The sequence below is a fragment of the Flavobacterium glycines genome (assembly GCF_900100165.1).
Classification (GTDB): Bacteria; Bacteroidota; Bacteroidia; order Flavobacteriales; family Flavobacteriaceae; genus Flavobacterium; species Flavobacterium glycines.
Map to the genome: position 1 here is coordinate 155,405 of NZ_FNEO01000004.1, position 22,241 is coordinate 177,645.

The following is a 22,241-nucleotide window of genomic DNA, read 5'->3' on the forward strand; positions in this document are numbered from 1 at the left end:
CAAATTAACACTAAATTTTTCGACAATTTAATTCATTTTTCAATGTCCAATGTTCAATCCCGATAACTATCGAAACTCAACACTGAATGTTTTTTTATTTTAATGCTTTTATTAATACTTTATCGATTTTCACACCGTCCATATCGATAATTTCAAATTCAAATCTATGCCAAACGAATTTTTCTCCCTGCTTAGGAATTCGAGACAATTCAGTCATTATTAATCCACTCAAAGTGGTCACCTCATAATCACTCAACAATTCATCCAAATCAAAATAGGTTAAGAAATCATGTAAGGAATAATGCCCGTCAACTAACCAACTTCCATCTTCTCTTTCTATCAACTGGAAATCTTCTTTATAAAAATCAGATGCATTTCCTACCAAAGCTTCCAGAATATCATTTAAGGTAATAATTCCCTGAAAAATGCCATATTCATCAGCTATAATTGCATAATGCACACCCGTTTTTTTGAAATTTTCCAAGGCATTATAAGCTGTTGTATGTTCCATCATATAAGGAGCATCGGTTAAAATATTTTCTAAATTGAAATTATTTTCATCAATCGTAGCAAAAATATTTTTCAAACTCACCACTCCTACAATCTCATCAATATTATCCTTGTACACCGGATAAAAAGAATGCAACTCCTGAAGCATAAATTCTTTAACCTGACTTTTATCGGCTTCCAATGGCAATAACACCACTGATTTTCGGTGCGTCATTAACGAATTTACTTTTCGGTCTCCAATGTGAAAAACACGTTCCACAATATCCTGTTCAATTTCCTGAACCTCACCTACTTCTGTTCCTTCTTTTATAATAGCTTTGATTTCTTCTTCAGTTACTTTTCCGTCAGCTGTGGGTTTTATTTGCAAAACATTCAATAAAAACTCCGTTGAATGTGTTAATAACCAAATAAACGGCGCCGTGATAATAGAAGTTATTTTCATAGGCATAGCAACTCCTTTAGCTATTGTTTCAGGATAATTCAACCCAATTCTTTTAGGCAATAACTCACCTAACACCAAAGAAAAAAATGTTAAAACCACCACTACTATACCCACTGCAACAGTGTGTGCGTGTGGTTTTAAAAATTCAAATCCTGATACAAAAATTTCTACATCGGCAGTAATCTTATCCCCGCTAAAAATCCCTGTTAAGATTCCTATTAATGTAATCCCTATTTGAACCGTTGACAGGAATTTATTAGGCGAATTAGCCAAATCCAAAGCTATTTGCGCACTATTGTTTCCTTTTTTAGCTGAATTTTCAAGTCTTGATTTCCTTGCCGAAATCAATGCAATTTCAGACATCGAAAAAAGTCCGTTGAGTAATATTAAAAAAAGAATTATAAATAGCTCCATTAGTTCCTACAGGATTCAAAAAATTAAAGTTTAAAGTTCCTAAAAAAATTCAGGAACTTTAAACTTTCAGCAATATTTTTTTTATTATAAATTATCAATTACACTGCTTAAGCGCTCCGTAATTTCAGCAATAGAACCGATACCGTTTACTGCAAAAAACTTCCCTTGTCCTTTATAAAAATCAATAAGCGGAGCTGTTTTTTCGTTGTACTCCTGGTATCTGTTACGAATTTTTTCTTCGTCCTGATCATCAGCTCTTCCCGAAGTTTTCCCTCTTTCTAACAATCTTGCTACAAGAATTTCATCATCTGCTTCCAGAGCAACTGTTGCTGTAATAACTTCACTTTTAGTAGCTAGAAAAGCGTCTAAAGCCTGTGCCTGAGCAATTGTTCTTGGAAAACCATCAAATAAAAAACCTGCAGAATCCGGATTAGCTTCAACTTCACTTTGCAACATTTTAATAGTCACTTCATCAGGAACCAATTCACCATTATTGATGTACGTTTGTGCCAGTTTTCCTAATTCTGTTTCATTTTTGATATTAAATCTAAAAATATCACCTGTTGAAAGATGCGTTAAATTGTATTTTTCTTTTAAAAACTCAGCCTGAGTTCCTTTTCCAGCTCCTGGTTTCCCAAATAAAACAATGTTAGTCATAAAAATTAATTTAAAAATTTAAAAATTTAATGATTCAAAGATTTACAATCTTATCCAATAAACTTTTATTAATATATGTACCTTTTTTAATCTTTTAATCTTTTAATTTTTCAGTCTTTCAATCTTTTAACTGAAACACTTCCGGTAAATTTCGTCCTAAACCATCATAGTCCAAACCAAAACCTACTATAAATTTATTCGGAATCTGAATTCCTATATAATCAATTTTCACTTCTTTTTTATACGCTTCAGGCTTAAAAAAAAGAGTCGCTATTTTAAAATGTTTTGGATTTTGTTTCTTAAATAAGGCTTTCAATTCTACAATTGTATGCCCGGTATCAATAATATCTTCAATAATTACTACCGAACGTCCAGTTAAGTCCTGATTCAAACCAATTAATTCTTTCACCTGATTGGTAGAACTCATTCCTTCATAAGAAGCCATTTTCACAAAACTCACCTCACAGGGTTTGCTATATTTTTTCACAAAATCAGAAACCACCATAAAAGAACCGTTTAAAACCCCAACAAAAACAGGAATTTCATCAGCAAAATCATCTTCAATCTGGCTAACCATTTTCTGTATAGCAAAGTCAATTTCTTCGGCCGAAATAAACGGCACAAACTCCTTATCATGAAGCTGAATCATTATTTTCTATTTTAAAATGATGCGCAAAGATACTGAATTGGAATTTGAGTTTAGCAATTGATTTCTAATTTGTACTTTTAAGGCGTTTTCTTGAAAACCTATGAGCGAATTAAACACTATTATTAGCCAAACTACAGGATACAAAAAAAGTCGTCAGGCCACGGCCGATTATTTACTGATACATCCTGAACTTTTGGATGATTTTATGAAAATTTGTTTCGAAAATCAAAATCCCGACCATTACAAAGCCTGCTGGGCAATGGAATTAATAGCTTTAAAAAAGCTCGATTATTTACAAGGACAACTCTCTTTAATTTGTTCCAAAAGCAAAACATTAACAAACGAAAGTGCTATCAGACCACTTTCGAAAGTTATTTTCTTACTCATTGAAGCGCATTATAAAACTTCAAAAAAAGAAATCCATTTTTCCGAAGAACAGCGTCAGGAACTCATCGAAATTAATTTTGACTGGTTGATTACTGATACTAAAGTAGCTTCAAAAGTCTATGCTATGCGCAGTTTACAACTTTTAGGAAAAGAATACGATTGGATTCATCCCGAATTAGAAACCATATTAGTAAAAGATTTCAGTACACATACCGCAGCTTACAAATCGGTTTCAAAGCATATTTTGAAGAAAATAAAATAGCATTTTCCTATTCAACCATTTAAAAGTATCTTTGCTGCCAATAAACTTTCGACACAATGAATTATTTTTCTTCTGATTTTAAATTAGGAATTCTGGGAGGCGGACAATTAGGCAAAATGTTATTGTTTGACACCCGAAAATTTGACATACAAACTTACGTTCTTGACCCAAGCGATGAGGCTCCTTGCCGAATAGCCTGCAATCATTTTTTCAAAGGTGACTTAATGGATTTTGACACTGTATATCAGTTTGGAAAAAAAGTTGATGTTTTAACTTTCGAAATCGAATTGGTTAATCTGGAAGCTTTAGAAAAATTGGAAAGCGAAGGTTTAAAAGTATATCCTTCTCCTAAAACACTGAGAAAAATTCAAAATAAAGGAACGCAAAAAGATTTTTATACTGAGCATTCCATCCCAACAGCAGCCTACAAACGTTTTGATGATTTAAAAAACCTGGTTGTTGCCTTTTTAGATTCTAAGTTAAAATTGCCATTTGTCTGGAAATGCACTGAATTTGGTTATGACGGAAATGGAGTGAAAATTATCCGTCAGGCTTCCGATTTAGAAAGCTTGCCAAATGTAGAATGTATCGCAGAAGAAATGGTTCCTTTCAAAAATGAATTAGCCGTTATCGTTTGTCGTAATCCTTCAGGAGAAATCAAAACCTATCCGGTAGTCGAAATGGAATTTCATCCCGAAGCCAATCAGGTGGAATACGTAATTTGTCCTGCCCGAATAGACGAAAAAGTGGCTGAAAAAGCCAGAGCCATCGCACTGGAAGTTTCTAAAAACTTCAATCACGTTGGCCTTCTAGCCGTTGAAATGTTTCAAACACAAGACGATGAAGTTATTGTAAACGAAGTTGCGCCGCGTCCGCACAATTCAGGACATTATTCGATTGAAGCCAGCTATACTTCGCAATTTGAGAACCACTTACGTGCCATTCTAGATTTACCTTTAGGAAATACCGACAGTAAAGTGGCCGGAATTATGGTGAATTTAGTAGGCGAAGAAGGTTATTCAGGAAATGTAGTGTATCAAAATATTGAAAAAATATTAGGATGGGATGGCGTTACACCTCATATTTATGGCAAAAAACAAACCCGTCCTTTCAGAAAAATGGGACACGTAACCATTGCCAACGAAAACATGGCCGAAGCAAGAAAAATTGCTGAGGATGTAAAAAATACAATTAGAGTAATTAGTGAATAATTAAAAAATTTAAAGATTGAAATATTTAAAGATTCAATTCAAATTTTTAAATCTTTCAATCATTTAATCTTTAAATAAAAAGAAAAATGAAAGTAGCTGTAATTATGGGAAGTATCTCTGACATGCCAGTGATGCAGGATGCCATCAACATATTAAAAGAATTTGGAATAGAAACAGAAGTAGATATTGTTTCGGCACACAGAACACCTGAAAAATTATTTGATTTTAGTAACAATGCACACAAAAGAGGCATTTCGGTAATTATTGCCGGTGCTGGTGGTGCTGCACATTTACCTGGAATGGTTGCATCAATGTCGCCTCTTCCTGTAATTGGAGTTCCTGTAAAATCAAGCAATTCTATTGATGGTTGGGATTCAGTTTTATCTATTTTACAAATGCCGGGCGGAGTTCCTGTTGCTACTGTGGCGCTGAACGGTGCTAAAAATGCCGGAATCTTAGCAGCTCAAATCATCGGAAGTGCTGATATTGCTGTTTTAAACAAAATTGTAGCTTACAAAGAAGAATTAAAAGCTGCAGTAATTAAAGCTTCTGAAAGTTTAAAATAAAAAATAATTCCACAGAGATTCGCAAAGAAAACACAGAGACTCACAAAATTTTAGCTTCTCTTCGTGGATTTCCTTTGCGAATCTTTGCGTAAAAAAACATATTAATTATGAGTATTCTAACCCAATATTTCGATACAAAATACAACACAGCTCCTTTTTCTCAAATTAAAAATGAAGATTATCTTCCTGCTTTTCAGGAAGGAATTGCTTTGGCAAAAGCTGAAATTGATGCCATAGTAAACAATCCTGAAGCGCCAACTTTTGAAAACACCATCGAAGCAATGGATTATTCAGGAGCTATTTTGGACAGAATTTCGAGTATTTTTTTCAATTTGAATTCGGCTGAAACCAGTGACGAAATGCAAAAAATCGCTCAGGAAGTTTCGCCTTTATTATCTGAATTCGGAAATGACATTACACTAAACGCTGATTTATTTGCACGTGTAAAAGCAGTTTACGAACAAAAAGACAGCTTAAATTTAAACACCGAACAAGCCACACTTTTAGACAAAAAATACAAAAGTTTTTCCAGAAACGGAGCTAATTTAGCCGAAGATAAGAAAGCTGAGTTACGCGAAATTGACAAAGAATTATCGAAATTGAGTTTGCAATTTGGCGAAAATGTTTTGGCTGAAACCAATGCTTTCCAATTACACATTACAGACGAAAAAGACTTATCAGGTTTACCGGAAGGAACAATCGAAGCAGCCCGCTCTTTGGCTAAACACGAAGAAAAAGAAGGCTGGATTTTTACCTTAGATCATCCAAGCTATCTTCCGTTTATGACGTATGCTGACAACAGAGAATTGCGTAAAAAAATGGCAATTGCTTTTGGTTCGAAAGGTTTCCAAAACAATGAATATAATAATGAGGCTATTGTTTTAAAAATTGTAAAACTGCGTCAACAAAGAGCCAATTTATTAGGTTATAAAACTCATGCGCATTTTGTTTTGGAAGAACGCATGGCTGAAAGCCCGGAAAAAGTGATGGCTTTTGAAAATGATTTATTAGCGAAAGCCAAGCCTGCTGCCGAAAAAGAATTTGCTCAATTAACCACTTTCGCAAAAGAATTGGACGGTATCGAACAATTGGAAAAATGGGACGGTGCTTATTATTCTGAAAAACTAAAACAACAGCTTTTTAATTTAGATGACGAAAAACTAAAACCTTATTTTCAACTGGAAAAAGTGTTGAATGGCGCTTTTGACATTGCCGGAAAATTATACGGACTGACTTTTACCGAAGTATTTGACATCGACAAATACCACGACGAAGTAATGACTTATGAGGTAACCGATGAAAACAACAATTTAGTTTCTATTTTCTACGCTGATTTTTTCCCAAGAAAAGGAAAACGCAACGGTGCCTGGATGACTTCGTTTAAATCGCAATTTGTAAAAAATGGCGTAAACGAAAGACCGCATATTTCTAACGTTTGCAACTTTACAAAACCTACAGAAACTAAACCATCGTTATTAACCTTTAACGAAGTAACGACTTTATTTCATGAATTTGGTCACGGATTACACGGAATGTTGGCGAACACGATCTACCCAAGTTTATCCGGAACTTCTGTATACTGGGATTTTGTAGAATTGCCAAGTCAGGTAATGGAAAACTGGTGTTATGAGCCGGAAGCTTTGGCTTTATTTGCCACGCATTATCAAACCGGAGAAATAATTCCGCAGGAATATGTAGAAAAAATCAAAGAAAGTGCGAGTTTTCAGGAAGGTTTAGCGACACTAAGACAATTAAGTTTTGGATTATTAGATATGGCTTGGCATGGACAGGATCCAACTAATATCACCAACTTAAAAGCTTTCGAAACGGAACAGTTTAAAAGTACGCAATTGTATCCGGATGTAGCCGAAAATGCTATGAGTACGGCTTTTTCACATATCTTTCAAGGTGGTTATTCATCAGGATATTACAGCTACAAATGGGCGGAAGTTCTAGATGCCGATGCTTTTGAATATTTCAAAGAAAATGGTATTTTCAACAAAGAAGTTGCAACCAAGTTCAAAGAAAATGTACTTTCAAAAGGCGGAACCGAAGCTCCTATGATTTTATACAAACGCTTTAGAGGTCAGGAACCAAAACCGGAAGCTTTGTTAAGAAGAGCGGGATTGATTTAGATTTTAGATATAAACCGAAGTAGAGATGCTTCGGTTTTTTTTATGTTCAAAAGCAAATAATTAAAAAAATATCTTAAAATCTCTCCGTGTAAGAAAAATAATTATTTTTGTTGAAATTAAAAAGACAATACTATAACCTTTCTCCAATAATACGAATTTTGGTTGTATATCTAAAACATTGATTAACTAATATTTTTTATAGCAGAAAATAAAATTAACCTTACAGTATGATTAACACTATTCCTATAAATGACGAACAAAAGGAGAAGATTTTACAATTGAGTGAAAATCATTTCAACGACCTTAAGTCTAAAGATATTTCTCCTGCTAGTCTAACAAAGACGATCTCAGCATTCTCAAATGCTGTTGGTGGTGAACTATACATTGGCATTGATGAAATCGAACGCAACGAAAATACAATTAGAGAATGGAGAGGATTTGTTAATGAAGAGGAGGCCAATGGACACATTCAAATTTTCGAGAAATTATTTCCAGTTGGGGACTATTATACCTACACTTTTTTGTCGCATCAAACTTCAAAGGGACTTATTTTACAAGCGTCAATTAAAAAGAATCTTCACATAGTAAAAGCATCAAATAATGAAGTATATAAAAGAAGATCTGCACAAAACTTAAAGTTAACAACTCAAGAAGATTTAAAAAGACTTGAATTAGACAAAGGCTTAGCAAGTTTTGAAGATGTCCCAATAAACATCCCAATAGAAACAGTATCCGATTCTTTAGTGATTTATGAATTTATGATAGAGGTAATCCCAACGGTAGAACCTTTAGCTTGGTTAAGAAGACAATTACTAATCAGAAATAATCTTCCGACAGTTGCTGCAATTTTACTCTATGCAGAAATACCACAAGCTGCTTTACCAAAACAAAGTGGAATTAAAATTTATAGATACAAAACAAAAGCTGAAGAAGGCACAAGGGAAACTTTGGTTTTTGATCCAATTTCTGTGGAAGGATGTATTTATTCACAAGTTTACGAAGCAGTTAGTCAAACGAAGAAAATAATTGATGACGAAAAAGTTTTGAGAGAAACTGGTTTAGAAGATCTCACATATCCATACAAAGCTTTACATGAAATTGTAACTAATGCCGTACTTCATAGAGATTATAGTATTGCATCAGATATTCACGTTAGGATTTTTGACAATCGAGTTGAAGTATTAAGTCCTGGTTCTTTACCGGGTCATGTTACCGAAGCAAACATATTAAATGAACAATTTGCAAGAAATGGGAATTTAGTTCGACTTATAAATAAATTCCCTAATCCACCAAATAAAGATGTTGGAGAAGGCTTGAATACTGCATTTGATGAAATAAGTGAACTGAGATTAAAAAAACCAGTAATTCGAGAACTTGAAAATGCAGTTTTGGTTACTATTAGTCATGAACCTTTGGCCTCAGCTGAAAAAATTGTTATGGAGTATTTAGAAAGTCATGATGAAATTCATAATAGTAAGGCGAGAGAATTAACCGGGGTAAAGACTTCTGATAATATGAAAAGTATATTTTATCGAATGCAGGAAAAAGGACTTATTGAGATGAATCCTGACCCAGAAAAAAAAGGAAAAAATTCTACATGGATAAAAAAACAATAAACAAACCACTGTATAACCTAAAGAGCTTGTTGACAGAATTTTTATTAAACTCCACAAATTATATATATATTTAAATAACAGATTTGAACAATTGTCAAGTTATAAAATTAGATAAATCTAACTCTTTCGTCTAGCTCAAAAACTAGCATACAAAAGAAAAACAAATTAAAACAATCGAAGTATCTCTACTTCGGTTTTTTTATTTTACAGCAAAACTACCATCAGCCACCAAAGAATGGGAATACTTTCAACCCAAAAAGAAGAATAATATTTGGAACGATTTTCATTTGAAAACAACAAAAACAGAGAAAGCATTACAACCAAAACCAAATTGACTATCAATTGTTTTTCGATAAAATTAGTTTTTAATAACTCCAGAAAATAAAATGGCACAAGCAACAGCAACCCTAATAATTTTGTTTGCTTCACACCTATTTGCTGCGGAACAGTCTTGAGATGCGGATCATCGTTATTCAAATCAATAATTTCGAAAACCAAAATCAAATCGAAAATCAATATAAATCGCTGCACACATTTAATTAAAAAATCACTTCCTAAATCATGATGCGCATTAACTAATGGCAACATCAAAGTCACTCCCACCCAACACAACGCAACAATATAAATTTTGACACCGGCCCAGTTTCGGGCATTTTTACGATTAGGAAAAAAAGGAAGTGTATAAAGTAACGTAAGTAGTAAAACTCCAACAGCTACTAATTGTGTTATTTGCTCCAATTGAAAAAAACAATAGCCTACCGCCAGGAACGACATAAAACTTAAACCGGCTATCAATTTCAATTCATTGCGCATCATTCTTTTCTTAGCTCTGGCCAAAGCATCGTATTTCACAAAATTATAACCTACAATGGTCCCGAAGAAAGCAAAAAAAGCCATGGGTTTATCATAAGGGATCCCAAACATAAATTGCGTCATTCGCACCAAAGCATAGACCGACAAAGCAACATGGATGCTGGATTTTAGATAAAAATCAAAAAGGTCTCGAATGCGAATCATCTAACAAATGTAATCATTTCACGATGAAAATTATAAACTCTTCCTACAACAAATAAAATCAATGCTAAAACAATGATTAGAAAGAGAATTATGCTTATTTTTGCACCTCAAAAATTTACAAAACTTTCATGAAAACAGATGCTTTTGCTTTAAGACACATCGGGCCAAGAGAAACTGACCTAGAACATATGTTCAAAACAATTGGTGTTACTGATATGGACCAATTACTTTATGAAACTTTTCCCGACGGAATTCGTTTGAAAAATGATTTAATCCTTGATCCGGCAATGACGGAATATGAATATGCTAATCACATTCAGGAATTAGGCAAAAAAAACAAAGTTTTCAAATCATATATTGGTTTAGGCTACCACCCTACCATTGTACCGGCACCTATTCAAAGAAATATTTTTGAAAACCCGGGATGGTACACGGCTTACACACCATATCAGGCAGAGATTGCTCAGGGTCGTTTGGAAGCTATTTTGAATTTCCAAACTATGGTAATTGAGTTAACCGGAATGGAAATTGCCAATGCTTCTTTACTTGACGAAGGTACAGCTGCAGCCGAAGCAATGTCGTTATTATTTGACGTTCGTTCCCGTGAACAAAAGAAAAACAACATAAACAAATTCTTCGTTTCTGAAGAAATTTTACCTCAAACATTATCGGTTTTACAAACACGTTCTACTCCAATCGGAATTGAATTAGTTGTTGGAAACCACGAGACTTTCGATTTCTCAAATGAGTTCTTCGGAGCTATTTTACAATACCCTGGAAAATACGGACAAGTAAACGATTACGCTGCTTTTATCGCTAAAGCAAAAGAAAACGAAATTAAAGTTGCTGTTGCTGCTGATATTTTATCATTGGCAACCTTAACTTCTCCGGGAGAAATGGGTGCTGCAGTAGTCGTAGGTACGACTCAACGTTTTGGTATTCCAATGGGATACGGCGGTCCTCATGCAGCTTATTTCGCTACTAAAGAAGAATACAAACGTTCTATGCCGGGACGTATCATTGGTGTTTCTATCGATGCTAATGGAAACCGTGCTTTACGTATGGCTTTAGGAACCCGTGAACAACATATTAAACGTGAAAAAGCGACTTCAAACATCTGTACAGCTCAGGTTTTACTGGCTGTTATGGCTGGAATGTATGCGGTTTATCACGGTCCAAAAGGATTACAATACATTGCAAACAAAGTTCATGCTTCTGCTGTCACTACTGCTGAAGCCTTAAATCAGTTAGGTGTTTACCAAATTAATACAGCTTACTTTGACACCATTTTAGTTAAAACAAATGCTCAAAAAGTAAAAGAAGTTGCCGAAAGAAATGAAGTAAACTTCTTCTATGTTGATGCTGAAACGATTTCGATTTCATTAAATGAAACGACTTCAATCAATGACATCAACCAAATCATTGCCATTTTTGCGGAAGCAACAGAAAAAGAAGCATTTACTGTTTCTGAATTAGCAACTGCATCTCAATTACCGGCTTCTTTAGAAAGAACGTCGCCTTTCTTAACACATGAAGTTTTCAATACTTACCGTTCAGAAAGTCAATTAATGCGTTACATCAAAAAACTGGAGCGTAAAGACTTATCATTGAATCACTCGATGATTTCTTTAGGTTCCTGTACTATGAAATTGAACGCAGCCTCTGAAATGTTACCTTTATCAATGCCAAACTGGAACAGCATTCACCCGTTTGCTCCGGTTGAACAAGCCGAAGGTTACATCACAATGCTTAAAAAATTAGAAGACCAATTAAGCATTATCACTGGATTTGCAGGAACAACTTTGCAACCCAATTCAGGAGCTCAAGGAGAATATGCCGGTTTGATGGCTATTCGTGCTTACCATATTTCTCGTGGTGAAGGTTACCGTAACGTATGTTTAATTCCTTCCTCTGCTCACGGAACAAACCCGGCTTCTGCAGCTATGGCGGGAATGAAAATCGTAGTTACTAAAACAACTCCGGAAGGAAACATTGATGTAGAAGATTTAAGAGAAAAAGCTATTGAGCATAAAGATGATTTATCCTGCTTAATGGTTACTTATCCATCTACTCACGGAGTTTACGAATCTACAATTAACGAAATCACGCAATTAATCCACGACAATGGCGGATTAGTTTATATGGACGGTGCCAATATGAACGCTCAGGTAGGTTTAACAAATCCGGCTACTATTGGTGCTGATGTTTGTCACCTGAACTTACATAAAACTTTCGCTATTCCTCACGGAGGTGGTGGACCTGGTGTAGGACCAATTTGTGTAAACGAAAAATTACTTCCGTTCTTACCTACTAACCCAGTATTAAATGTTGGTGGAGAAAATGCTATTACAGCTATTTCTTCTGCTCCGTACGGATCAGCTTTAGTTTGTTTGATTTCTTACGGATACATTACTATGTTAGGTGCTGAAGGTTTAAGAAGTGCTACCGAACACGCCATCCTGAATGCGAACTACATGAAAGCGCGTTTTGAAGGACACTATCCTATTCTTTATACCGGAGAATGCGGAAGAGCTGCTCACGAAATGATCTTAGATTGCCGTGCTTTCAAACAAAACGGAATTGAAGTGGGTGACATCGCAAAACGTTTAATGGATTATGGTTTCCATGCACCAACAGTTTCTTTCCCGGTTGCAGGAACCTTAATGATTGAACCAACAGAATCTGAAGACTTAGCTGAACTAGATCGTTTTTGTGATGCCATGATTGCTATCAAAAAAGAAATTGAGGCTGCTATTGCAGAAGATAAAAATAATGTATTGAAAAATGCCCCTCACACTTTAGCAATGCTTACCGCAAATACTTGGGAGTATCCTTACTCAAGAGAAACTGCAGCTTACCCATTAGATTATATTGCTGAGAATAAATTCTGGCCATCTGTTCGTCGGGTAGATGATGCTTATGGAGACAGAAACTTAGTTTGTTCTTGTGCGCCTATCGAAGCGTATATGGAAAACTAAATTCTAACATAAACTCTTTTTAAATGCCCTGTTTTTTTTATCAGGGCATTTTTATTTTAAAATAAAATTCATCTCCACTAAACATTTAGTTTTCAAAGTTTTTCCCTAAATCAAAAATTAAAAGCAGTTGATTTTGGAGATTCATTAAAAATTATCTGTAATTTTGCCAATCGCACAGCAACCGATATTTCTAAATAGTTCTTAAAACATTAAACTATTGCTATTTTTTTAATGGAAAACAACCTAATGAAAATAAAAATAACTGGAACAGGAAGTTACATACCAGAAAGAATAATTTCCGACAAATACTTTGAACTTCATCAATTTCTTAACGATGATGGTACGCCAATCAAACAATCGAATGAAGTTATCATTAAAAAATTTAAAGCAATAACAGGAATCGAAGAAAGGCGCTATTCAGAAAGTCATCACAATACTTCCGATTTAGCTTTTTTTGCTTCACAAAAAGCGATAGAAAATTCCGGAATCGATCCTGAAACTTTGGATTATATCATTTTTGCGCACAACTTTGGCGATGTAAAATTTGGACAGAACCAATCGGATATGATTCCAAGTTTGGCCAGTCGTGTGAAACATAAATTAGGCATAAAAAACCCAAAATGCGTGGCTTACGACCTTATTTTCGGATGTCCGGGTTGGGTTGAAGGTGTGTTGCAAGCCAATGCCTTTATTAAATCAGGTATGGCCAAAAAATGTTTGGTTATTGGAGCTGAAACTCTTTCAAGAGTAGTTGATGATCACGACCGTGATTCTATGATTTATTCTGATGGAGCCGGAGCAACAGTTATCGAAGCTTCTGATGATGAAACCGGAATGCTTTCATACGAAACAGCTTCTTTCACGGAAGAAGAAGTTGGATTTTTATTCAACGGAAAATCATACCATCCGGGCTTAGACCAAAACATTAACTACATCAAAATGTATGGTCGAAAAATCTACGAATTTGCCCTTAGCAATGTTCCGACTGCCATGAAAAGTTGTTTGGACAAAAGTGGTATTGCTATAGATGACGTTAAAAAAATCCTGATTCATCAGGCAAATGAAAAAATGGACGAAGCTATCGTTGACCGTTTTTACAAATTATACGACAAAGAAGCTCCGGCTGATATCATGCCAATGAGTATTCATGATTTAGGAAACAGCAGTGTGGCAACTGTACCCACTTTGTTCGATTTAATTTTAAACAAAAAAATTGAAGGTCATGAAATCAACAAAGGTGACATTCTTATTTTTGCTTCTGTAGGAGCCGGAATGAACATCAATGCTTTTGTTTATAGATTCTAATTAGTTTTAAATTCAAATAAAAAATCCACAATTGATCTATTTCGATTGTGGATTTTTTATTTTATGATAAATTATATTTTCCTCAAAAATAGCAGAGCAATTATTTAAGACCTGATTTTTGCCAACATCTTATTGACCCAAAAATTATAGGAATACACTAAATTCAGCTTGTAAATAATTCCCAAATTTAAAAGCATTGAAAGCCCTGTTTTGTAAATAAGATTAAACCAATTATTCTCTAGATTTGGTAAAAAATAACAAAACAAAAGTACTCCCGTAAATACAACAACCAATTTTAAATACGATTTATCAAAAGGAAATAATTTAAATTTTTGGTAAATAAAAATCAATTTCGAAAGGTTAAAAAGTACCATCGCAATCAAGGAAGCAAAAGCGACTCCTTCAATGCCTAAATGAAATACTTTTATAAAAAGAATATTTAATGAAACATTCAGGATTACCAATACAATGATGGCAATAAGATTAAATCGATAATATTTAGAATAGGTAATAATTTCACTATTGAAACCCGTTCCCATATTCACCAGAACATTGAATCCTAAAATCAAAATTACCGAAACCGATGCCATCAAATTTTCATGTGTAGGTAGCAGCAGAAATAAATTTTCTATACCTAAAAAAATACAACTATAAAGAAGCGCCCCAATAAAGAAAAGTAATTTGGAAATTTCCTTATACTTTACATTCAGTTCTTCCATCATATTATTTTTGATGAAATTAGAAATAATAGGCGCATACAAAGTAAAAATCCCTGTTGCCGGAATCGCTAATGCCGATGCCAGAGTTACCCCAATACTAAAAGAACCATTAGCTTCCATCGAAATGAATTTTGGAATCATAATAGCATCGATTCTGAAAGCAAATACCGACCCCAAACTCCCCGCAAATGCAAACAAAGAAAAACGATACATTTCTTTTTTATCTATTTGCATAAACAAGGATTTAAAGTCAAACCTGAATTCGGGTTTAAAATAATAAAACAGATAAATGGCTACAAACAACGCTATTAAACCATAAGAAACAGTATACAATAGCAAAGATCCGCCTGAAGAAACACAATTGTTTAATACCAAAATAAAAATAGCCGGCAATGCCAGTTTAGGCACAATATTATCAAAAAAAGTCGGAACTGAAATCTTTTGAATAATCGTTGCCTGTTTCTTGAACAAATCGATAAAAGCCAGGAAAAAGCCCATCGAAAAAGCCAAATAAACATAATCCAAATGCTTAAAAACAGAAAATAACGAGAAACCTCCAACAGCTATCAAAACCAGAAGACTCATAAAAAGAATGGACAAAACACTGTAATTAAACAATTGTTTTTCCTGATGACTGTTCAGTTTAGGTCCAAATTTTATCAAAACCTGTGAAACTCCTAAAAGCATTATTGGAAACAAAACCTGCGCTAAAGATTCTACATATCTAAAAACCCCAAGCATTTCTTTATTTTTAGGGTACACAAAAAGCGTAGAAAAAATCCCTATCAAAATCCCCACATAGTTAATTAGGGTAAAGAAAAAAGCCTGACGATGATCTGCTTTATTTTGCATAGCTCTTTATATCGGTTCCATTAATTCCTTTTTTGGAATTACTACGAATGCGTTTTATTGTTTTATAATCGGCTAACAGACCCACATAGTAAAACAGCAGTTTATAAAAAAGTGTAAAAGACTTAGACAAACCTTCCGCCTTAGCATGAAATTTCGGCAATCCAATAACCGATTTCAAACCCAATATCAAAGCAGATACAGCAGAATAATTACAATCTATCATTTGGTTTAAAACCAAATATTCAGACTGTAATTCTATTTTTTTGCTGCTTAACTTCACAATCCTATCATGGCAAATGGCCGCTTTTTTTGCGACGCCTATTTTGAATTTATGAAATAATACGCGGGTGCAAAAATTTCGATCTTCACCGTAATGATTGAAAACAGGATCAAAATAACCCACTTTTTGAAAACATTCTTTAGATACTAACCAGGCAGCTGCATTAATAAACGGAACTATACGAACAGCCTCCGAATCCATTCCGGTTTGAAATCTTGAATAATAGGTTTCAAAACTGCTATCCAGAGTAACTTCGTCTGGCGAAAGATGCAAAGGACTTACAATTCCTAAATCGGGATTTGCAAAAAGAATTTCAGCCATAGTTGCAATACTGTTTTCATAAATCCAGGTATCCTGATTCAATAAAAAAACAGCATCCGAACCATTTTTAAGAGCAATATCAATTCCGATATTATTGGCTTTACCAAAACCTAAATTAACTTTGCTTTCTATTAAGTGAACGTTTTTATATTCTTTCAAAAGAGCAACCGATTGGTCTGTCGACGCATTATCTACTACAATTATATCTATTGGATAACTGGATTGCAATAAAGAATTCATATTCTTTTTCACCCAGCTTGCTCCATTATAAGTTACAATAACAACTGTAATTTTTTTTTCCAATCGAAAGTATATTTTTTAATCCCTGCAAAAATAATGATATTTGCACTAGACTTTGAAAAAAAATGAAATATTACATTGTTATTCCGGCTCACAACGAAGAAGAATTTATTTCTTTGACCTTAGAATCCTTAACCACTCAAACCCTTTTACCAAAAAAAATAGTAATCGTCAACGACAATTCGACCGACAAAACTGCCGATATTGTTGAGGCTTTCGCCAAAGACAATCCCTATATTTCTCTGGTAGAAAAAAAATCAAGTGCGATTCATTTACCGGGCAGCAAAGTAATTCAGGCTTTTCAAACAGGTTTTGAAACTCTGGATGATGATTATGATGTCATTGTAAAACTGGATGCTGACTTAATTTTCCCAAACAACTATTTCGAAACTATCACCACGCATTTTCAGTCAGATGACCGAATCGGAATGGTGGGCGGATTTTGTTATATTGAAAAAAATGGAGATTGGGTTCTGGAAAACCTAACCGATAAAGATCATATTCGCGGTGCTTTAAAAGCCTATCGTAAAGCCACTTTCAAACAAATTGGAGGTTTACGTCCACAAATGGGTTGGGACACCGTTGACGAATTATTGTGTAAATTCTATGATTGGAAAGTAGTCACTGATGCTTCTTTGAAAGTTAAACATTTAAAACCTACGGGAGCCAACTATAACAAAACAGCACGTTACAAACAAGGAGAAGCATTTTATACCTTAGGTTACGGATTTTGGATTACAGCAATTGCCTCAGCTAAACTGGCTATGATGAAAAAGAAGCCTTTGTTGTTTTTTGATTATATCCAGGGTTTTCTAAAAGCAAAATCAGAAAAAAAACCGCTTTTAGTTAACAACGAACAGGCAAAATTTATTCGTCAATACCGCCTGAAAAAAATGAAAGAGAAACTAATTCGCTAATTTGACTTTTCGAAAAAGCGGCAACTCACACTTCATAACTCATAACTTATAACTATTTTTGACAATATTCAAAAAACTATGATGCTCATTCGATATTTATCGCAAGTAGGAAAATATTTCCTGATGCTCAAAGAGATTTTTAACAAACAGACCAAATGGTCTATGATGCGCAATCTTATCTTTAAAGAAATAGACGATTTAATCATTGGCTCTCTTGGTATTGTTGCCTTTATCTCTTTCTTCGTAGGCGGAGTTGTTTCTATTCAAACAGCTTTGAACTTAACCAATCCATTAATTCCAAAATACCTAATTGGTTTTGCTACGCGTCAATCAGTAATTTTAGAATTTGCACCTACTTTTATTTCTATTATTATGGCTGGAAAAATGGGTTCTTTTATTACATCCAGCATCGGAACCATGCGTGTTACCGAACAAATCGATGCCTTGGAAGTAATGGGAGTAAATTCCTTAAATTACCTGGTTTTCCCTAAAATTATTGCTTTATTATTGTACCCTTTTGTTATTGGAATCAGTATGTTTTTAGGAATTTTCGGTGGCTGGCTTGCAGGTGTGTATGGTGGTTTTACCAGTAGTGCTGATTTCATTACAGGAGCACAAATGGAATTCATTCCTTTTCACATTACCTATGCTTTCATCAAGACCTTCATTTTTGCTATGTTATTAGCTACTATCCCCTCTTTCCATGGTTATTACATGAAAGGCGGAGCTCTTGAAGTAGGTAAAGCGAGTACTGTATCCTTTGTTTGGACATCGGTTACCATCATTCTTTTCAATTATATATTAACACAGTTATTATTAGGATCATGATAGAAGTTAAAGACGTTGAAAAATCATTTAGCGACAGTAAAATCCTAAAAGGAATCACAACTACTTTCGAAACAGGAAAAACCAACCTAATTATAGGACAAAGTGGTTCCGGAAAAACAGTATTATTAAAAAGTTTACTTGGTATTCACCATCCGGAAGTAGGTACAATTTCTTTTGACGGTCGTATTTACTCTAGTTTAAATGATGATGAAAAAAGAGAATTAAGAACAGAAATAGGCATGGTATTTCAAGGAAGTGCTTTATTTGACTCGATGAGTGTAGCCGAAAACGTGGCTTTTCCTTTGAAAATGTTTACCAACAAAAGTAAATCTGAAATCAAAGATCGTGTTGATTTTGTTCTAAAAAGAGTAAATCTTATTGATGCACACCATAAATTACCTTCTGAAATTTCAGGCGGAATGCAAAAACGTGTTGCAATTGCCCGCGCTATTGTAAATAATCCCAAATATTTATTTTGCGACGAACCTAACTCAGGATTAGACCCTAACACTTCTATTTTGATTGATAATCTCATCAAAGAAATCACCGAAGAATACAATATCACTACAGTAATCAACACACACGATATGAATTCGGTAATGGAAATAGGCGAAAAAATTCTATTCCTGAAAAACGGTGTGAAAGCTTGGGAAGGAACTAAAGAAGAAATCTTTAGAACAGACAACGAAGCCGTAGTCGCTTTTGTGTATTCATCTAATTTATTTAAAAAAGTACGAGAAGCATATTTGAAAGAATAAGTCTTTTAAAATTCCAATTAAAAAATCCCAAATTCCGATTTGTAATAAAATAGGAATTTGGGATTTTTTAATTAGAACTTTTAATCAATTCCACCTCAGCATTTGGATTAAATAAATACAAACGTCCCGAATTGATTTCCAGACATTCATATCGCTTGGTACGCACAGCTATCTTTTTGAAAACCTTTCCGTTTTTAATTCGAAAGACACTGCCGTAGGGAATTTCAAAAACATAATTTTTATCGTTTACTTTGTCAAATTGTTTCAATGCAAGTGACAAAGTAGTATCGGTATCACTGCTGGCGCTGGGATTTCTAAAATGCCTGGCTAATAAAGGCAACAATTGATTGGGAAAAATTTCAGGTCGAATATATGGCACCATCAATTGCTGAAAAACATATTTCCACTCGTTACCATGTGGCTTTATATTACGACCAAACTTTTCGAAGGCAACCAAATGTGCAATTTCATGAATCAGCGTAATCAAAAATCGATATTTATTCAAGCTTCCGTTTACGGTAATTTCGTGTTTTCCGTTCATGGCTTTTCGATAATCACCATGACGAGTTGCACGTTCGTTAACGATTTTTAAATGCACCCTGTTTTCTACAATCAACTCAAAAGCGGGTTTGACTGCATGATCAGGTAAGTATTTTGCTAAAGTATCGCTCAATTTTTTAATTATAAATTATGAGTTATGAATTATAAATTTTTCTTTGAGGTTATAATTATGCTTCGGATAATCTTTAAAACTTCGGCACTTTGTCTATGTAGAGAATTAAATTCGATTTCAGAAATATAATCGGTTTCTTTGAGAAGTTCTAACCAATATATCGTTTCATCACATTCTTTTTGAGCTATCGATAATTTATGAATAAAATCAGGTTTGCTTTGAGCATTTACAGCTTCACGTACATTAGCTCCCACCGAAGTTATGGAACGTAAAAATTGCTTACTCATAACATATTCTTTCTTTTCAGAAACAATATTTTTGTAAAAATTAACACCGCTAACTGCCAAATCAAAACTCTTTGTTTTAACGATACTTTCACTCATAACTTATAATTCATAACTCTTATAATTACCTACGGATTTGTCGTTGAAACCTGCAATACTTTTCCGTTGAAATATTTGTTTCCGTTCAATGTAAAATCAAAAATATAATTAGCCATGCCTTCTGCCGAAATGGGTGCCTGATAACCCGGAAAAGCTTCTTGCAACATTTCCGTTTGTACAGCTCCCAAAGCCAAAACATTAAAAGCAATACCACGTTCTTTATATTCTTCGGCTAACAATTCAGAAAGAGTTATTACAGCTCCTTTACTTGAACTGTAAGCAGCAAGTCCGGCAAATTTTAAACTGCCCTGAACGCCTCCCATCGAACTGATAGTAACCACATGACTTCCTTTTTGTAAAAATGGCAAACAGATGCGTGTCAAATTGGCAACACCAAAAACATTTACCTTATATATATTTTCGAAATCAGTTTGCGTTAAAGCTTCGAAGGGTTTACAAATCAAACTTCCCGCATTGTGAATCACAGCATCGACTTGTTTCCATGTGGAAGCAAGAAATTGTTCGACATTTTCTAAATCAGATTCATTTGCCAAATCAACCGAAAGACAGCTGATATTTTCATGAACGATTAACTCCTGAGGTGTTTTTCTCGAAATAGCCAAAACCTGATGTCCTGCATTGGCAAATTGCAAAGCCAACTCAAATCCGATTCCTCTACTGGTTCCTGTGATAATAATTTTCTTCATGTTACAAAAATAAACAAAAGCTTTAAAATAGCGATTACCAATATTTACATTAAGAAGTTAATGTTCTCGAAATTACAATTCGCTGAATCTCTGAGGTTCCTTCATAAATTTGGGTAATTTTTGCATCGCGCATCATGCGTTCCACATGATATTCGGCCACATAACCGTTTCCTCCATGAATTTGAACTGCCTCCACAGTAACATCCATAGCGGTTTGGGAAGCAAATAATTTAGCCATCGCCCCCGATTGGGTAATATCCATTCCCGCATCTTTTTCTGAAGCTGCTTTTAGACACAGCATTTTAGCTGCCATAATTTGGGTAGCCATATCGGCTAATTTAAAAGCAATAGCCTGATGCTGAAAAATTTCTTTCCCGAAAGATTGTCGCACATGAGAATATTTCAATGCCAATTCATAAGCTCCTGTCGCAATTCCTAAAGCCTGGGAAGCAATTCCTATTCGTCCTCCATTGAGAACCGCCATAGCAAATTGGAAACCAAAACCATCTTCCCCTATTCTGTTTTCCTTTGGCACTTTTACGTCATTAAATTGTAACGAATGCGTATCTGAACCACGAATTCCCATTTTCTTTTCTTTGGGACCAATCTCAAAACCAGCCCAGCCTTTTTCTACAATAAAAGCATTGATTCCTTTGTGTCCTTTTTCGGGATGTGTTTGCGCCATCACAATATAAGTCGATGCCGAAGAACCATTAGTAATCCAATTCTTGGTTCCGTTTAACAAATAATAATCGCCCTTATCGATGGCTGTTGTTTTTTGCGAAGTAGCATCCGAACCGGCATTGGGTTCCGAAAGACAAAAAGCACCTATAATATCTCCTTTTGCCAAAGGCACTAAATATTTTTGTTTTTGTTCTTCGTTGCAATATTTTTCTAATCCGGCACAAACCAAAGAATTATTTACAGACATAATTACCGCCAAAGAAGCATCGACTTTTGCAATTTCTGTGAGCACCAAAACATAAGAAACATTATCCATGCCCGAACCACCGTATTTAGGATCAACCATCATCCCCAAAAAACCTAATTCGGCCATTTTCTTTACTTGTTCCGTTGGAAATTTAGAAAATTCATCCCGTTCTATCACTCCCGGCAATAATTCAGTTTGGGCAAAATCTCTGGCAGCTTGCTGAATCATTTTTTGTTCTTCGGTCAAATTGAAATCCATAATAACGCTTTTAATAAATTAAGTCCTTGCAATGCTTTAGACGTAAAAAATATTTCAAAATTCCACACACAATCTTCGCATATTGATTTTGTGTTTTCTAAATTTACTTACTTTTATTTTAAAAACACAACTTCGGCTTTTAATATTTTAGTCGGCTTCATTTCT

At 34.4% G+C, this 22,241-nt stretch carries 20 protein-coding genes; 10 read left to right on the plus strand and 10 right to left on the minus strand.

All coding sequences use genetic code 11. The features are described from left to right. Nucleotides 1-94: 94 nt before the first annotated feature. From BLR17_RS11615 to hpt, 3 genes are all read right to left on the minus strand, one after another. Entirely contained in the window at nt 95-1,366 is a 1,272-nt protein-coding gene (locus BLR17_RS11615; RefSeq protein WP_074517187.1) for a hemolysin family protein, read from the minus strand. Nucleotides 1,367-1,450: 84 nt separating this feature from the next. Next, nucleotides 1,451-2,023, minus strand: a complete 573-nt coding sequence (locus BLR17_RS11620) for an adenylate kinase (RefSeq protein WP_066329419.1) — start codon at nt 2,021-2,023, stop codon at nt 1,451-1,453. A gap of 118 nt (nt 2,024-2,141) precedes the next feature. Next, nucleotides 2,142-2,672 (minus strand): hypoxanthine phosphoribosyltransferase, encoded by a 531-nt coding sequence (hpt, locus tag BLR17_RS11625; RefSeq protein WP_066329421.1) that lies wholly within the window; start codon nt 2,670-2,672, stop codon nt 2,142-2,144. 100 nt (nt 2,673-2,772) lie between these two features. Here hpt and BLR17_RS11630 point away from each other — a divergent pair, with 100 nt between their 5' ends. The 5 genes from BLR17_RS11630 (at nt 2,773) to BLR17_RS11650 (ending at nt 8,849) form a co-directional block, all read left to right on the plus strand. Continuing rightward, entirely contained in the window at nt 2,773-3,321 is a 549-nt protein-coding gene (locus BLR17_RS11630; RefSeq protein WP_066329423.1) for a hypothetical protein, read from the plus strand. Nucleotides 3,322-3,377: 56 nt separating this feature from the next. Continuing rightward, nucleotides 3,378-4,532: a 5-(carboxyamino)imidazole ribonucleotide synthase gene (locus BLR17_RS11635; RefSeq protein ID WP_066329424.1), complete on the plus strand. Its 1,155-nt coding sequence runs from the start codon at nt 3,378-3,380 to the stop codon at nt 4,530-4,532. Between the two features lie 86 nt (nt 4,533-4,618). Then, nucleotides 4,619-5,098 carry a 5-(carboxyamino)imidazole ribonucleotide mutase gene (purE, locus tag BLR17_RS11640; RefSeq protein ID WP_066329427.1) on the plus strand — a complete coding sequence of 160 codons (480 nt, stop codon included), beginning with the start codon at nt 4,619-4,621 and terminating at the stop codon, nt 5,096-5,098. 107 nt (nt 5,099-5,205) lie between these two features. Further along, nucleotides 5,206-7,233: a M3 family metallopeptidase gene (locus tag BLR17_RS11645; protein ID WP_066329429.1), complete on the plus strand. Its 2,028-nt coding sequence runs from the start codon at nt 5,206-5,208 to the stop codon at nt 7,231-7,233. Between the two features lie 227 nt (nt 7,234-7,460). After that, complete coding sequence (locus BLR17_RS11650; RefSeq protein WP_066329432.1) at nt 7,461-8,849, plus strand: ATP-binding protein; 1,389 nt, start codon at nt 7,461-7,463, stop codon at nt 8,847-8,849. A gap of 204 nt (nt 8,850-9,053) precedes the next feature. Here the strand turns inward: BLR17_RS11650 and BLR17_RS11655 are convergent, their stop codons facing one another. After that, the gene (locus tag BLR17_RS11655) at nt 9,054-9,866 is read right to left on the minus strand and encodes a hypothetical protein (protein WP_066329435.1); all 813 of its coding nucleotides are present in this window, start codon (nt 9,864-9,866) and stop codon (nt 9,054-9,056) included. 128 nt (nt 9,867-9,994) lie between these two features. Between BLR17_RS11655 and gcvP the strand changes: the two genes are divergently transcribed. Together gcvP and BLR17_RS11665 are read left to right on the plus strand one after the other, a co-directional pair. Then, nucleotides 9,995-12,844, plus strand: coding sequence for an aminomethyl-transferring glycine dehydrogenase (gene gcvP / locus BLR17_RS11660; RefSeq protein ID WP_066329437.1), 2,850 nt, complete (start codon nt 9,995-9,997; stop codon nt 12,842-12,844). A 246-nt stretch (nt 12,845-13,090) separates the two neighbouring features. Continuing rightward, nucleotides 13,091-14,149, plus strand: coding sequence for a 3-oxoacyl-ACP synthase III family protein (locus tag BLR17_RS11665; protein ID WP_066329574.1), 1,059 nt, complete (start codon nt 13,091-13,093; stop codon nt 14,147-14,149). Nucleotides 14,150-14,253: 104 nt separating this feature from the next. On the opposite strand, the gene BLR17_RS11670 is transcribed toward BLR17_RS11665, so the two are convergent. Together BLR17_RS11670 and BLR17_RS11675 are read right to left on the minus strand one after the other, a co-directional pair. After that, nucleotides 14,254-15,720 (minus strand): MATE family efflux transporter, encoded by a 1,467-nt coding sequence (locus tag BLR17_RS11670; protein WP_066329439.1) that lies wholly within the window; start codon nt 15,718-15,720, stop codon nt 14,254-14,256. Then, nucleotides 15,710-16,624 carry a glycosyltransferase family 2 protein gene (locus BLR17_RS11675; RefSeq protein ID WP_066329440.1) on the minus strand — a complete coding sequence of 305 codons (915 nt, stop codon included), beginning with the start codon at nt 16,622-16,624 and terminating at the stop codon, nt 15,710-15,712. The genes BLR17_RS11670 and BLR17_RS11675 overlap by 11 nt, the downstream gene beginning before the upstream one ends. Before the next feature lie 62 nt (nt 16,625-16,686). Between BLR17_RS11675 and BLR17_RS11680 the strand changes: the two genes are divergently transcribed. The 3 genes from BLR17_RS11680 to BLR17_RS11690 all read left to right on the plus strand — a co-directional run bounded on the left by BLR17_RS11680 (nt 16,687) and on the right by BLR17_RS11690 (nt 19,124). After that, nucleotides 16,687-17,538 carry a glycosyltransferase family 2 protein gene (locus tag BLR17_RS11680; protein ID WP_066329446.1) on the plus strand — a complete coding sequence of 284 codons (852 nt, stop codon included), beginning with the start codon at nt 16,687-16,689 and terminating at the stop codon, nt 17,536-17,538. Between the two features lie 78 nt (nt 17,539-17,616). After that, the gene (locus BLR17_RS11685) at nt 17,617-18,366 is read left to right on the plus strand and encodes an MlaE family ABC transporter permease (protein WP_066329448.1); all 750 of its coding nucleotides are present in this window, start codon (nt 17,617-17,619) and stop codon (nt 18,364-18,366) included. After that, nucleotides 18,363-19,124, plus strand: coding sequence for an ABC transporter ATP-binding protein (locus tag BLR17_RS11690; protein ID WP_066329450.1), 762 nt, complete (start codon nt 18,363-18,365; stop codon nt 19,122-19,124). The genes BLR17_RS11685 and BLR17_RS11690 overlap by 4 nt, the downstream gene beginning before the upstream one ends. Nucleotides 19,125-19,191: 67 nt before the next feature. Here the strand turns inward: BLR17_RS11690 and BLR17_RS11695 are convergent, their stop codons facing one another. The 4 genes from BLR17_RS11695 to BLR17_RS11710 are packed head-to-tail and all read right to left on the minus strand — an operon-like array spanning nt 19,192 to nt 22,076. Then, on the minus strand, nt 19,192-19,797 hold the full coding sequence (locus BLR17_RS11695; RefSeq protein WP_066329452.1) for a SprT-like domain-containing protein: 606 nt from the start codon (nt 19,795-19,797) through the stop codon (nt 19,192-19,194). Between the two features lie 29 nt (nt 19,798-19,826). Then, the gene (locus BLR17_RS11700) at nt 19,827-20,180 is read right to left on the minus strand and encodes a four helix bundle protein (protein WP_066329458.1); all 354 of its coding nucleotides are present in this window, start codon (nt 20,178-20,180) and stop codon (nt 19,827-19,829) included. A 29-nt stretch (nt 20,181-20,209) separates the two neighbouring features. After that, the gene (locus tag BLR17_RS11705; protein ID WP_066329459.1) at nt 20,210-20,887 is read right to left on the minus strand and encodes an SDR family NAD(P)-dependent oxidoreductase; all 678 of its coding nucleotides are present in this window, start codon (nt 20,885-20,887) and stop codon (nt 20,210-20,212) included. A 49-nt stretch (nt 20,888-20,936) separates the two neighbouring features. Beyond that, nucleotides 20,937-22,076 (minus strand): acyl-CoA dehydrogenase family protein, encoded by a 1,140-nt coding sequence (locus BLR17_RS11710; RefSeq protein ID WP_066329461.1) that lies wholly within the window; start codon nt 22,074-22,076, stop codon nt 20,937-20,939. Nucleotides 22,077-22,241 lie beyond the last annotated feature (165 nt).